Consider the following 14,148-nt stretch of genomic DNA (forward strand, 5'->3'; position numbering starts at 1 on the left):
CGAGTGTCAATGCCACTGCGGGGACCGTCAACGGCGCCTTGCGCGGCCCGCGGGCAGCAGGCACTATCCGTGTGCAGTGGAGAGGAGCCCGTCATGCCGCACACCGAACTGGCCCGCAATCTCGATCTTCCCAAGCGGGCCGTCGCCCTGGTGCTGGCCGGCGGGCGGGGCAGCCGGCTCAAGCACCTGACCGACCGTCGTGCGAAGCCCGCGGTCTACTTCGGCGGCAAGTTCCGCATCGTCGACTTCGCCTTGTCGAATTGCCTGAATTCGGGCATCCGCCGCATCGGGGTGATCACCCAGTACAAGTCGCACAGCCTGTTGCGTCATCTGCAGCGCGGGTGGGCCTTCCTGAAGAGCGAAATGAACGAGTTCGTCGACCTGCTGCCGGCGCAGCAGCGCATGGACGAGGAGCACTGGTACCGCGGCACCGCGGACGCGGTGTGGCAGAACGAGGACATCATCGAGGGCTATCGGGCCGACTACGTGATCGTGCTGGCCGGCGACCATGTGTACAAGATGAACTACGCGGTGATGCTGGCCGACCACGTCGCGTCCGGCGCGCCGTGCAGCGTGGGCTGCATCGCCGTGCCGTGCGAGGAGGCGAGCGCCTTCGGCGTCATGGCCGTGGACTCGCAAGGCCGCATCACGGCCTTCGTCGAGAAGCCGGCCGACCCGCCGCCGATGCCGGACGATCCGCGCCAGTCGCTGGCCAGCATGGGCATCTACATCTTCGACGCGAAGTTCATGCGCGCCGAGCTCGAACGCGACATGAAGGACCCGGATTCCAGCCACGACTTCGGCCGCGACATCGTTCCCCGCCTGGTGCAGCAGGGACTGGCGCGCGCGCATCCCTTCCGCGCGAGCTGCGTCCTGACCCACGACGACGACCAGCCGTACTGGCGCGACGTCGGCACCATCGACGCGTACTGGGATGCCAACGTCGACCTCACCGCCACCTTGCCCATGCTCGACCTGTACGACACCCGCTGGCCGATCTGGACCTACCAGCCGCAGCTGCCGCCGGCCAAGTTCGTGCACAACCAGCCCGACCGACGCGGCACGGCGATCGAGTCGCTGGTATCCGGCGGCTGCATCGTCTCCGGCGAGGTCTCCCGCTCGGTGCTGTTCTCCTCGGTGCGGGTGCATTCGCATGCCCAGGTCCATTGGTCGGTCGTGCTGCCGGGGGTGCAGGTGGGCCGGCGGGCCCGCCTCACGCGCACGGTGATCGACCGCGGCTGCGTCATTCCGGACGACATGGTGATCGGCGAAGACCCGGTGGCCGACGGGCAGCGCTTCTACCGCTCCGAGAACGGCATCACCCTCGTCACGCGCGACATGCTGGAGTCGCTGGCTTGAGCCGCGCCGGGCCGCCAACGGCCATGAAGCGGCCCGCATGCGTGGCCCCCGGGGCTCATTCCCGCACGCCGTGCCGGCCTTGCCGATGAAGCTGCTGCACGTGGCAGCCGAAGTGTTCCCGCTCGTCAAGACAGGCGGGCTGGCCGACGTGACCGGCGCGCTGCCGCCTGCCCTCGCGCGGGCCGGCGCCGATGTGCGACTGCTGCTCCCCGGATTGCCGCCGATCCTCGACGCGCTCGAGGAGTCGCGTGTGGTGCTCTCGCTGGGACCGCTGTTCGGCGCCGGCCGTATCACGCTGCGCCTGGGTCACCTGCCCGGCAGTGCGGTGCCCGCCTACGTGATCGATGCGCCCTACCTGTATCGCCGCGGCGGTGGACCGTATCAGGACGACCGCGGCAACGAATGGCCCGACAACCTGCAGCGCTTTGCACTGCTCGGGTGGGCCGGCGCGCACCTGGCGGCCGGGGAGCTGGACGAGGGCTGGATGCCCGACGTGCTGCATGCGCACGACTGGCACGCCGGGCTCGCCTGCGCCTATGCGCGGGTGCATCCGGGCACCGCTGCGCTGACGGTGTTCACCGTGCACAACCTGGCCTACCAGGGCCTGTTTCCGATGACCGAGTTCGACCGCCTCGGCCTGCCCGTGCGCACGCGCGACTCCAGCGGCCTGGAGTTCCACGGCCAGCTCTCCTTCATGAAGGGCGGGCTCAAGTTCGCCGAGCGCATCACCACGGTCAGCCCGACCTATGCCGGCGAGATCGCGACGCCGGAGTTCGGCTTCGGGCTGGACGGCGTCATCCGCAGCCGCCAGGCGGTGGTCTCGGGCATCCTCAACGGCGTGGACCCGCAGGTCTGGGATCCCGCGCGCGACAGCGCGCTGGCCGCCCGCTACGCCGCGGACAGGCTGGACGGCAAGGCGGCGTGCAAGCAGGCGCTGCAATCGGAGGTGGCGCTGGCCGCGCAGCCGGAGGTGCCGCTGCTCTGCGTGGTGAGCCGGCTGACGGCGCAGAAGGGCATCGATCTCGTGCTGGCCGCGCTGCCCGCGCTGGTGCAACGCGGGGTGCAACTGCTCGTCGTCGGGACCGGCGATCCCGGGCTCGAAAGCGCGGTCCGCGACGCCGCGCGCAGGCATCCCGGGCGCGTCGCCGCGCGGCTGGTCTACGACGAGGCGCTGGCGCACCGCGCCATCGCCGGCGCCGACGCCATCCTCGTGCCCTCGCGCTTCGAGCCTTGCGGCCTCACGCAGATGTACGGCCTGCGCTACGGCACGCTGCCTCTGGTGCGGCGCGTCGGCGGCCTGGCCGACACGGTGGTCGATGGCTCCGACGCGGCGGTGCGTGAGGGACGCGCCACCGGCTTCGTGTTCGACGCCGCGTCGCCGCTCGCGCTGGAGCGCGCAGTGGAGCGGCTCGTTGCCCTGTATCGACAGCCGCGCGCGTGGCAAGCCGTGATGCGCACGGCGATGGCGCAGGACTTCTCCTGGGACCACGCGGCGCGCGACTACCTGGCGCTGTACGCGCAGGCTCTGGCGAATCGCGTCGGCTAGTGCGAGTGAGCCCCTCCCGCGCGCGGGAGAGGGCTGGAGCCTGTCAACGCTCCCCGTCCTCCACCACCCGCAGCGCCATCAGGAACGCCGCGGCGTTCCAGCTCTGACCCGCCATGCCGCACGGCGCCAGCGTCTTGCCGTGGAACCATTCGCTGAAGCGCCATCCCCCGGCCTCGTTGGCGGCCGCGAGCTTCAGCAGCTCCGCGCGCGCGAGCTCGTGCTTGCCGAGCTGCGCGAGCGCCACGACCCAGAAGCCGCCGATGAAGGGCCAGATGCCGCCGTTGTGGTACTGGTGCGGATGGTTCTGCTGGTGCCGTCCCATGTAGGCCCGCCACAGCCCGTGCTTCGGCTCCAGCGGCTGCAGGACCGCACGCGCGGGATACGGATCGGTGGCGCCGGCGGCCAGCAGTGTCTTCACGATGCGCTGCGCCATCGAATCGCCGGCCAGGCCGTACAGCATGGCCAGCACGTTGCCGAACACGTCGCCTTCGTCTCCGGCGAAAGAGAGGTTGACGAAGCTGAGATAGAGCCCGGGGCTGCGTTGGCCGCGTCGTGCGTAGTGGCCGAGCAGGCGCACGCGGCGGTACTCGGGCAGGTCAGGACGGAACGGGTGGAACAGGTGCTCGACGTGGTAGCGCGTTTCGCTTGCCTGCGGCAAGCCGTAGAGCTGCTTGACGTGGTACCACAGCGCGTTGGTGTAGAGCACGAAGCCCGAGCGGGGCATGATGTCGGCCCAGTCGCTGGCCTCGTTCTGCTGCAGCAGGAAGAAGCGCTGGTGCTCCTGCGCATGCAGCCACTGCAGCGCGCGGGCGATGGCCGGCGCCCAGCGCTGCTGCACGCCGGGCAGCCCGTTCAGCCGCCGCACGTGGTCGGCGGCGATCAGCCACCAGAGCGTCGCGTCGATGCAGCCCAGGTACCAGAAGTCGGCCTCCTGGCCCTCGGGGTCGATGAACTTGGGGATCTGGCCGTTGGGTGCCTGGCCCTCGGCCAGCGCGTCCAGGCTGGCGATGGCGCCCTGCTCCAGCGCCGGCACGCCGCTTCCGGCCATGGCCAGCACGCAGATCGCCGCATCGCGACCGAAGACGCGGGTGTAGCTGCGCGCCTGCGCCTGCGGCCCGGGCGTGGCGGCGAGGATGCCGCGCGGACCGAGATTGCGCTCCAGCAGCGCCAGGCAGGCGTTGCGGCAACGGCCGAGCACATCGTCGCGCGGCGCTGGGAGGCGCACGGCGGCGCCCCGTTCGGACATGGATGCTTCGTCTTGGCTCACGCGCGCATGCTGGCCGATCCGGACGACGGCCGATCGAAGGATCAGCGCCGGTTTCGGCCATCTCTTCGCGCCGCCGGCGCGCCTGCGATCGCCGCCTTGAATGGCAGCCGGGCTACTCGGGGACGAGCACGGCCATCGGCAAGGTCGCGAACATCGACGCCACCGGCAGTGGCCGGCCGCCGTCCACCACCAGCACCTGACCGCTCAGCACGTCGCGCCACTGCCGGTCGCCCGGGACCTCGAGCACGGCATCTCCCCACACGTTCTCCGCGGGCCAGGCGGGCCGCGCATCGAGCAGGCGAGCGAACCAGCGCCCGCAGGCCACGACCATCTGCTGTCCGGCGGTCTCCCGCACGAAGGCCACCACGTGGTCCTTGTGCTGCCCGGTCACCTGCAATGCCGCATAGCCGCCGTCGCGCAGCAGTTCGGGCTGTTGCCGGCGCAGCTGCAGCAGCCGCCAGATGATCCACAGCTTGAGCCGCCCGTCGTGCGGCGCCGCGGTCATTGCCGCGAGGCCGGTGCGCCAATCGGGCTGCTCCGACAGCCGTTGCAGCTCGTCGAGCAGGCGCCGCCGCGCCTCGTAGTCCACCGGCCTTCGGTTGTCCGGGTCGACGAGGCTCAGGTCCATCACCTCGTTGCCCTGGTACAGGTCGGGCACGCCGGGCACGGTGAACTTCAGCAGGACCATGGCCAGGCTGTTCAGCGCACCGAACCAGCCGAGAAGCTCGGCCTGCGCCTGCAGCTCGGTCAGCACCGGATTCGGCCGCACGCGTGCCAGCACGCTGCGCACGAAGGCCCGCAGCCCGTCCTCGTACTCGGCATCGGGGCTGACCCAGCTCGTGTGACGCTTGGCTTCGCGCGCGGCCTTCACCGCGTAGGCCTCGATGCGCTCGCGGTACGCGACGATCGAATCGTCGTCCAGGCCGCCGGCGGGCAGCGTGCCCAGCAGGGTCTGCAGCAGCAGCACCTCGTCGGCGCGCGACGGCACCGGCATGCCGGCGTCCGCATGGCCGGCCACGACGGCGTGGCGGGCGCGCTGCAGCTGCGGCGCGGCATTGAAGCGGCGCAGCCACAGTCGCCACGCTGCCGGCATCTCGCTCAGCACGTCCAGGCGGCAGCGCACGTCTTCCGAGCGCTTGTTGTCATGCGTCGACGTGGCGACGATGGTGTATGGCCAGCGCGCGGCGCGGTCGGCGTTGGCCGCATGGAAGCCGCGCAGGGTCATGCCGAAGGTTCCCGGATCGCCGCCCACCTCGTTGAGCGACACCAGCCGGTGATAGCGATAGAAGGCGGTGTCCTCCACGCCCTTGGCCGTGACCGGCGCGGTGAACTGCTGGAAGCGCATCGCGAAGCGGCGCACGCGCTCCTTCAGCGCATCGTCGGCGCCCTCGATGGCCTCGGCCAGCAGCGTGCGGCGCACGAAGTCGAAGATGCTGGTGTCGGCAGCCCTCGCGCGCCGACGCGCGCTCGCGACGGCCCAGTCGATGAAGCGCTGGTCCTGGGCCGAAGGCTTGTCGACGATGTAGGTGCGGTACACCGGCATGCAGGCCGCGACTTCGGCGAGCGCCTCGCGCAGCGTGTTGAAGGTGTGGTCGCGGGTGCGGCGATGGGCGCGGGCAATGCGCAGCAGCTCGGTGGCGAGCACGGTCAGCTCGGAGGCCAGCGAGCTGCGCATGATCGTGCGCTTGCCCGCGTAGGCAAATTCCTCGAAGTGCCCGGGCTCGCCGCTGAAGCGCTGCCACAGTCGATCGAAGCGCTCGCGCGCCGCGGTGTCGACCAGCACGCCGTTGACGACGTTGGCGAAGCGGTAGCCGGTCGTGCCGTGCAGCGCCCAGCTTTCCGGGATGTCCTCGTGGCCGGCGGCGATCTTCTCGGCCACCACGTACAGCGGCCGCGCCGGCCGGCCATGCGCGTCCGCCCGCGGCAGCACGATGCCGGCGCGGCGCGCATAGCCCTGCTGCAGCCGCTCGAAGTACTGCGCCGGGTCATGCAGGCCATCGGGATGGTCGATCCGCAGCCCGTCGACGACGCCGGCGGCGGCGAGGTCGAGCGCGAACCCTTGCGTCGCCTCGAACACGTCGGGCTCTTCCATACGCAATGCCGCGAGGTGGTTGATGTCGAAGAAGCGCCGGTAGTTGATCTCGTCGGACGCCACGCGCCAGTACGCGAGGCGGAACGCCTGGGCCTCGTGCAGCGCGTCCAGCGAATCGGGGCTGGCGGAGGCCGCGACGACCGCCTCGATGGCGGCGCGCACGCCCTCGGCCTCGCCGAGCAGGGCCACCAGGCGCGCCTGCAGCCGCGCATGGTCGTGCCTGCGCTGGACGGCGGCGTGGGGATCCGCCGTGTCACGCGGCGGCAGCTGGCCGAAGCCCGTCGCGACGCTTTGCAGGGCGAGACCGGCGGCGCCCGGCAGGCGCTCGGCCGCGCGCAGCAGCAGCGGGGCGGCCGTGCGCGGATCGAGCGGAAAGCGGTGCTCGAAGTAGCGCAGCGAGAAGCTGCCCGCTTCGCCCTCGAAGACGAGCGCGAGCTCGCCGCGCTCGAGCACCCCGCCGAAATGGTCGCCCAGCACCGGAAGGAGCACCCTGCCGTCGAGCGCGCGGTCCACCGGATGCCAGTCGATGTCGAACCAGCTCGCATGGGCCGAGGCCGGTCCGTGCTGCAGCACGTCCATCCACCAGGCGTTGTCGGCCGCGAAGATGCCCATGTGGTTGGGCACCATGTCGATGAGCAGGCCCATGCCGCGCTCGCGCGCCGCGCGGGCGAAGCGATCGAAGGCCTCGCGCCCACCCAGCTCGGGGTTGATCTCGTCGTGCGCGACGATGTCGTAGCCGTGCGTGCTGCCCGGCCGCGCCCGCATCACCGGCGAGCAGTACAGATGGCTCACGCCCAGGCCTTGCAGGTACGCCAACACCTGCTGCGCATCGTCGAAGGTGAAGTCCCTGTGGAACTGCAGCCGGTAGGTGGCGCGCGGCACGACCGCCTCGGTGCGCGGCGGCGCCATGCCGGAAAGCGGCGCGTGCGGACGCAGCCGCGCCAGCAGGCGGCAGGTGGATTGCAGGCGCTCGTCCTCGGCCAGTTGCTGGAGCGACAGCGGCAGCTTCTGCCGCCAGTTGGGATGCTGGTCCACGGTGCCGGGCAGATTGGCCTGGCCCAGCACGCCGAGCACGTCCTCGGGCTGCACCACCATCACGCGAGACGGTGTGGACGCGGCAAAGGCATGCACGGCCTCGGCCAGCTCGGCGGTGAGCGGCCCTGCGGCCGCCACTTCCGGCGCGAGCCCGTCCGGGAGCAGGGCGGCGTGCTGCAGGGCCAGCAGCAGGCGCACGCGCTCCTGCATCCGACCCACGAGCTGGTCCTCGTACACCTGGTCGCTCGGAAACAGGCCCAGCGTGCGGCGCACCTGCAGGTCGTGCCCGCTCCACCAGCCGGCCAGCGTGGGCAGGTCGTGCGTGCCCACCGCCACCAGCGCCTCGCGCGGATAGACGTGCGGCGGCTTGAAGGTGCCGCCCTCGCCACGCTCGAACGCCACCACGCGGTACGACAGGACCTGCAGGCGCGCCACCGCGGCACGCATCTCGTCGGCCACCGTGCCCAGGTCCTCGCCGATCACCATGCAGCGGTTGCGCTCGCTCTCCAGCGCGACGATCGCCATGAGCTCGGCAAGCGGGTAGTGGACGTACGCGCCGGCGCGCGCGCCTTGCCCGGCGGGAATCCAGTACAGCCGCATCAGTCCCATCACATGGTCGATGCGCAGCGCGCCGGCGTGGCGCATGCACGCGCGCAGCGTGTCGGCGAAATAGCGGCAGCGGTCGGCCAGCAGCCGGTCCGGACGCAGCGGCGGCAGTCCCCAGTCCTGGCCCAGCAGGTTGAGCTCGTCCGGCGGCGCGCCCACCGACGCGCCGGGCGCGTAGTGCGCCTGGTGCGTCCACATGTCGGCGCCGGCACGGTCCACCGAGACGGCGAGGTCCAGGTACAAGCCCACCGCCAGGCCGCGTTCGCTGCAGCGCCGAGCGACGCGCGCGAGCTGCAGGTCGGCCTGCCACTGCAGGTAGGCGTGGAACTCGATCGCCTCGCCGTGTTCCTCGCGAAAGCGGCTCACCGCATCGGAGGCGGGGTCGCGATACGCCTCGGGCCACACCGGCCAGCCCCACACCGAAGCATCCTCGGCATGCAGGCGCGCCTGCAGTTCGTTGAACGTGGCATGCAATGCGAGCGGCTCGCCGCGCTCGGCAAGGAAGTCGCGGAAGGCGCGCCCGCGCTCGCTGCCGGCGCGCAGGTGGCGCTCCCGAAAGTGCGCCCACAGCAGGCGCAGCACGTCGTCCTTCGCGGCAGCGACGCCGGCGTAGTCGACGTGGACGGCTTCGCGCAGCTGCGCCAGGCGTTCCTGGAAAGCGGCCGAGCGCACCCGCTGCTGCGCGGCGGTGCACTCGGGGAAGTCGGCCACGGCCTCGACATCGAGGTACATGGTGTTGAGCTGCGAGCGTGACGACGGGCTGTAGGGGCTGATGTGGTGCGGGTTGTGCGGGAACAGCGCGTGCAGCGGATTCAGGCCGACGATGCCCGCGCCGAGCTGGGCGAACAGCTCGGCCGCGGTCGCCAGGTCGGTGAAGTCGCCGATGCCCCAGTTGCGCGGCGACCGCAGCGCATACAGCTGCAGTGCGGGGCCCCACACGCGCCCGTCGGCCTGCAGCGCCGGCGGGCGATAGGCATGCTCCGGCGCGCTGACCAGCAGCATGCCTTCGGCATCGTCCGTCCCGTCGAGCACCAGGCGGTGGTAGCCCGTCGGCAGCTCGAGGTCGATCGCCGCCCGCAGCGTCTGCATGGCCTGGCCGTCGACCTGGGCTTGCCCCAGCACCGTGCAGGCGACGGGATCGACGGCGCCGCGGTGCACCGCCCCGCTCTCCTCGTGCAGCGTCCAGTGAAGCGGGCCGCTCCCGGCGGGCACGCGCAGCTGCACCTGCACGCGGGGCGCGCCGGCGGTGTGCGCGGCCACCGCGGGCAGCGGCTGCCCCCAGTCGGCGCGCTGCGCATCGGCCAGCGCCTGCGCGTCGTCGGGATCGATGCCGAATTCGCGCAGCAACGCGGCCAGGCCGGCATCGGGTACCCGGTGGCGATGGCCCCAGATGTCGTGGTAGTCGGCGGCGATGCCGACCCGCTCGCACCAGCCTGCCAGCGTCGAGCCGGGTTCAGCCACCCGCGCGCTCCAGCGCGATGCGCACGCCGTCGCCACGCAGGCGCGGGCCGTCGGCGCAGCGCTCGAACACCACGTGGCCGCGTCGCGGCGGCTCGGCCGGCGCCGCGCCGAAGTTCGCCGCCAGGTGCCAGCCCGCGCCGTCGGCCAGCGGCCATCGCACCTGCAACAGGGTGCCGTCGACGCGGTACTGCCCGCCGGCGGACATGCCCGCCAGCCGGGGGACCAGCCACTGCGAGCGCAAGGCGAGCAGCTGCTGCACCAAGGCCCGCCGCGCGGCATGCGGCGGCGCTTCGCGCTCGCTCCACTTCAGCACGCTGGCGCGGAAGGTGGACTCGTCGTTGGGATCGGGGATGCGCGCTCGCGCCGCCTCGTCGCGGAACGCGGCGAAGCGCCTGAACTCTTCCCGCCGCCCCTTGGCCACGGCCGACGCCAGCTCGGGTCCGAAGTCGCAGAAGTAGAGGAATGGCGAGGACGCGCCGTACTCCTCGCCCATGAAGAGCATCGGCACGTGCGGCGACAGCAGCAGGCAGGCCAGCAGCATCTCCAGCCGATCGGGTTGCACCGCCGGCGGGCCGAGGCGCTCGCCGAAGGCGCGATTGCCGATCTGGTCGTGGTTCTGCAGGAAGGACACGAAGGCCGTGCCGGGCAGGTGGGCGCTGGGCTCGCCGCGGGGTTCCCCATCGCGAAACGCCGACGGATCGCCTTGGTAGACGAAGCCTTCGGCCAGGGCACGGCCGAAGCGCGCGATGGGCGCATCGGCATAGTCGGCGTAGTAGCCGTCGGCCTCGCCGGTGGCCAGCACGTGCGCCGCGTGATGGAAGTCGTCGTTCCACTGCGCGTCGGCGTGGCGCGGCCTGCCCGAGGCATCGCGCAGCAGGAATCGCGACTCGTTGGCGTCGTTCTCGAGCACCACGTGCACGTGCCGCTCGCGCCCCGGACCGGCGGCCAGCGCTTCGGCGATCTCGCAGGCGATGTGGATGGCCGAGTCGTCGCGGATGGCATGCACCGCGTCAAGCCGCAGGCCGTCGAAGTGGAACTCCTCGATCCAGTAGAGCGCGTTGTGCACGTAGAAGTCGCGCACCGTGCGATTGGCCGCGCCGTCGAAGTTGATGGCCGCACCCCACGGCGTGGCGTGGGCCGCATTGAAGAATTCGGGGCAGTACGCGTGCAGGTAGTTGCCCTCCGGGCCGAAGTGGTTGTAGACGACGTCGAGCAGCACCATGAGGCCGTGGCCGTGTGCCGCTTCCACCAGGCGCTTCAGGTCCTCGGGCGTGCCGTAGGCCGACTCGGGGGCGAACAGCAGCACCCCGTCGTAGCCCCAGCCGCGTCGACCGGGAAAGTCGGCCACGGGCATCAGCTCGATGGCCGTCACGCCCAGGGCGGCGAGCGTGCCGAGGCGCTCGGCGGCGGCCGCGAAGGTGCCGGCGTCGGTGAAGGTGCCCACATGCAGCTCGTAGATGACCGCCTCGTGCCAGGGCCGGCCGGTCCAGCCGTCGTCGCGCCAGTCGTGCGCCTGTGGATCGACCACCTGGCTGGCCGAATGCACGTCGTCGGGATTGCTGCGCGATGCCGGGTCGGGCACGGCCAGTCCGCCCGGGGTGACGAAGTCATAGCGCGTGCCGGCGCCAGCCTCGTCGACCGAGCAGGCGTGCCAGCCGCCGTCCAGCCGCTGCATCGGATGCTCGCGAAGCCCGCCGTCGACGTGCAGCCGCAAGGTGATCGCCTCGGCGCTCGGCGCCCACAGCCGAAAGCGCACGCCGGCGCCGGCTTGCAGTTCGGCGCCGAAGGGCATGGCGTGGCGGCGTCGCATCGCTAGTCCATTCATTGAGGGGAAGGGCACTTGTGTGGTGAGGGAAAGACAGTCCCCCTCTCCCGCCTGCGGGAGAGGGTCGGGGTGAGGGCGGTGTATGGAGCCATCTCGACCTTCAACCCGCCTTGGCCATCGGCCGCTGCAGCACCACCAGCGACCGCGACCGGACGTCGTAGGCCTCGCCGGCGCGCAGCTCGCGTGGTGCGGGCGGCCCGCTCTCGAACGTGTCGAGCACGGGTTGCCATGCCTCGCCGGCAATGTCGGGAATCGTGAAGGGCACGTCGTCGGCATCGGCATTGAACATGATCAGGAAGTCGTCGTCGAAGACCGGCTGTCCGCGCGTGCCGACGTCGTCGATCGCGGCGCCGGCCAGGTACATGCCGAGCCGGCGCGCGTGCGCATGCTCCCATTCCTGCGAGGTCATCTCGCTGCCGTCCGGCTTGAGCCACAGCACGTCCTTGAGCTGGCCGCCGAACAGCGGGCGGCCATCGAAGAAGTCGCGCCGGCGGAACGTGGGATGGGCGCAGCGAAGCCGGATGACCGTGCGCACGAACTCGAACAGGGCTTCGTGTCGCGGCGCCAGGGTCCAGTCGAGCCAGCTGATCTCGTTGTCCTGGCAGTAGGCGTTGTTGCTGCCGCCTTGCGTGCGGCCGATCTCGTCGCCGGCGACCAGCATCGGCACGCCCTGGGAGAGCAGCAGCGTGGCGAGGAAGTTGCGCTTCTGGCGCTCGCGCAGCGCGTTGATGGCGGGATCGTCCGTGGGGCCTTCCACGCCGCAGTTCCACGACCGGTTGTCGTTGTTGCCGTCGCGGTTGTCCTCGCCGTTGGCCTCGTTGTGCTTTTCCTGGTAGGTCACCAGGTCGTTGAGCGTGAAGCCGTCGTGCGCGGTGATGAAGTTGATGCTGGCGTGCGGCTTCTTCCCCGAGCGTCCGAAGAGGTCTGACGAGCCGGTGAACCTTCTGGCGAACTCGCCGATGGCGCCGCCGTCGCCCTTCCAGTACGAGCGCATGCCGTCGCGATAGCGGTCGTTCCACTCGGCCCAACCGGGCGGAAAGTTGCCCACCTGGTAGCCGCCCCAGCCCAGGTCCCAGGGCTCGGCGATCAGCTTGACGCGGTTCAGCACGGGGTCCTGGCGGATCACATCGAAGAAGCCGCCCCAGTGCGCCACCACGCCGCCCTCGCGGGCCAATGCCGATGCGAGGTCGAAGCGGAAGCCGTCGACGTGCATCTCTTCCACCCAATAGCGCAGCGAGTCGAGCACCAGCTGCAGCACGCGCGGATTCTCGAGGTTGAGCGTGTTGCCGCAGCCGGTGTAGTCGGCATAGAAGCGGCGCTGCTCGCCCAGCATGTAGTACGACGCGTTGTCGATGCCGCGCATCGACAGCGTCGGGCCCAGCTGGTTGCCTTCGCACGTATGGTTGTAGACCACGTCGAGGATCACCTCGATCCCCGCGGCGTGCAGCGTCTTGACCATGGTCTTGAATTCCTTGACCTTGTCCGACGCCGAGTAGCGCATCTCGGGCGCGAAGAAGCCGAGCGTGTTGTAGCCCCAGTAGTTGCTCAGGCCGCGCTGCACCAGGAACGGTTCGTCGACCTTGGCGTGCACCGGCATCAGCTCGAGCGTGGTGACGCCCAGGCGCTTCAGGTAGGCGATGACCGGGGCGCAGGCGATTCCCGCATAGGTGCCGCGCCACGGCTCCGGCACCTCGGGGTGGCGCATCGTGAAGCCGCGCACGTGCATCTCGTAGACCACCATGTCGGTCCACGGGATGTCGGGCCGGCGGTCCTCGCCCCAGGTGAATGCCGACTCGAGCACGCGGCCCTTCGGCATGTAGACCGCGCTGTCCCGGCGATCGAGGCTCAGGTCTTCCTTGCGGTGGCCGGGGGTGTAGCCGTACAGCGCGTCGTTCCAGCGCAGGCGACCGACGAAGTCGCGCGCATACGGGTCGACCAGCAGCTTGTGGCGGTTGAAGCGATGGCCCTCCTCGGGCTGGTGCGGCCCGTGCACGTAGTAGCCGTAGGCCTGTCCCGGCCGTGCCTCGGGCAGATAGCAGTGCCAGATGTCGGCGGTGCGCTCGCGCAGGCGGATGCGGTGGCGCTCGCGGCGTCCGCTGAGGTCGAACAGTGCGAGCTCCACCGCCTTGGCATGCTCGGAGAACAGCGCGAAGTTGACGCCTTCGCCGTCCCAGGTCGCGCCCAGCGGATAGGGTCGTCCGGGCCAGACGGCGGTGATGGGCGCGGGTGGGGTCATGGACGATCGTCGCGCTTGTCCGTGGGCCACCAGCTCTCGAGCCGATGCGCCGCCCATTCGCGTCCGCCGAGGCCGAAGGCCAGGGCGATCGCCAGCACCAGTCCGCCCAGCACGATGAGGAAGGCGTTGGCGATGATGGCGCCGCCGATCTGCAGCTCGTCCAGGGAGAGCATGATCACGAAGAACAGGATGGCGTAGCGCGCCAGGCGACCCAGTGCGTCGGCGTCGCGCACGCCGATGCCGCGGCAGTAGGTGGCGATCGCATTGCCGACGAAGCGCGCGAAGTAGCTTCCGAAGGCGAGGATCAGCAGCGCCACCACCAGGCGGGGCACGAACACCATGAGGCGCCCGAGCAGCTCGGTCACGTAGGTCAGGCCGAGGCTGTTGGAGGCCACGATCAGCGCGGCCAGGACGACGACCCAGTACACCAGCACCCCGAACAGCCGCGTGGTGTCGAACTCCGCGCCGCCGCGCTGCAGGAAGCGATCCATTCCGGATCGCTGCGTGACGATGTGGAAGTTGACGGCGCGAAGTCCCTTCTCGATCGCGAAGCGCGCCGCCTTCGCGATGAGAAAGCCGGCCAGCAGGATCACCAGCGCGAGGCCGAGCCGCGGCAGGAAGGCTCCGATCTGAAGCATGAAGGCCCTTGCGGACTCGAGCATCACGTCGACTCTTTCCATGGTGGTCTCTCCTGCGGAAGGGCGCCTTCAGCGAAAGGAAG

General features: G+C 70.8%; 7 protein-coding genes. 2 read left to right on the top strand and 5 right to left on the bottom strand.

Annotated features, from left to right (window positions below):
* Nucleotides 1-93: 93 nt before the first annotated feature.
* Nucleotides 94-1,359, top strand: coding sequence for a glucose-1-phosphate adenylyltransferase (glgC, locus tag P7V53_RS02660; protein WP_280153925.1), 1,266 nt, complete (start codon nucleotides 94-96; stop codon nucleotides 1,357-1,359).
* Between the two features lie 85 nt (nucleotides 1,360-1,444).
* On the top strand, nucleotides 1,445-2,905 hold the full coding sequence (glgA, locus tag P7V53_RS02665) for a glycogen synthase GlgA (RefSeq protein ID WP_280153926.1): 1,461 nt from the start codon (nucleotides 1,445-1,447) through the stop codon (nucleotides 2,903-2,905).
* A 43-nt stretch (nucleotides 2,906-2,948) separates the two neighbouring features.
* Here the strand turns inward: glgA and P7V53_RS02670 are convergent, their stop codons facing one another.
* The 5 genes from P7V53_RS02670 to P7V53_RS02690 form a co-directional block, all read right to left on the bottom strand.
* Entirely contained in the window at nucleotides 2,949-4,151 is a 1,203-nt protein-coding gene (locus P7V53_RS02670) for a glycoside hydrolase 100 family protein (RefSeq protein WP_280153927.1), read from the bottom strand.
* A 133-nt stretch (nucleotides 4,152-4,284) separates the two neighbouring features.
* Nucleotides 4,285-9,366, bottom strand: coding sequence for a malto-oligosyltrehalose synthase (locus P7V53_RS02675; RefSeq protein WP_280153928.1), 5,082 nt, complete (start codon nucleotides 9,364-9,366; stop codon nucleotides 4,285-4,287).
* Nucleotides 9,359-11,176 (bottom strand): malto-oligosyltrehalose trehalohydrolase, encoded by a 1,818-nt coding sequence (gene treZ, locus P7V53_RS02680; RefSeq protein ID WP_280153929.1) that lies wholly within the window; start codon nucleotides 11,174-11,176, stop codon nucleotides 9,359-9,361. The genes P7V53_RS02675 and treZ overlap by 8 nt, the downstream gene beginning before the upstream one ends.
* 115 nt (nucleotides 11,177-11,291) lie before the next feature.
* Nucleotides 11,292-13,427 (bottom strand): glycogen debranching protein GlgX, encoded by a 2,136-nt coding sequence (gene glgX / locus P7V53_RS02685; protein WP_280153930.1) that lies wholly within the window; start codon nucleotides 13,425-13,427, stop codon nucleotides 11,292-11,294.
* Nucleotides 13,424-14,107, bottom strand: a complete 684-nt coding sequence (locus P7V53_RS02690; RefSeq protein WP_280153931.1) for a hypothetical protein — start codon at nucleotides 14,105-14,107, stop codon at nucleotides 13,424-13,426. Before P7V53_RS02690 ends, glgX begins: the two co-directional genes overlap by 4 nt.
* Between the last annotated feature and the right edge of the window lie 41 nt (nucleotides 14,108-14,148).

The sequence above is a fragment of the Piscinibacter sp. XHJ-5 genome, assembly GCF_029855045.1.
In the GTDB taxonomy this organism is placed as follows: Bacteria; Pseudomonadota; Gammaproteobacteria; order Burkholderiales; family Burkholderiaceae_C; genus Albitalea.

Excerpts from the sequence above, each read along its gene's own strand:
- glgX (WP_280153930.1), bottom strand. The coding sequence starts at position 13,427 with ATGACCCCACCCGCGCCCATCACCGCCGTCTGGCCCGGACGACCCTAT.
- treZ (WP_280153929.1), bottom strand. The coding sequence starts at position 11,176 with ATGCGACGCCGCCACGCCATGCCCTTCGGCGCCGAACTGCAAGCCGGC.
- glgC (WP_280153925.1), top strand. The coding sequence starts at position 94 with ATGCCGCACACCGAACTGGCCCGCAATCTCGATCTTCCCAAGCGGGCC.
- glgA (WP_280153926.1), top strand. The coding sequence starts at position 1,445 with ATGAAGCTGCTGCACGTGGCAGCCGAAGTGTTCCCGCTCGTCAAGACA.
- P7V53_RS02670 (WP_280153927.1), bottom strand. The coding sequence starts at position 4,151 with ATGTCCGAACGGGGCGCCGCCGTGCGCCTCCCAGCGCCGCGCGACGAT.
- P7V53_RS02690 (WP_280153931.1), bottom strand. The coding sequence starts at position 14,107 with ATGGAAAGAGTCGACGTGATGCTCGAGTCCGCAAGGGCCTTCATGCTT.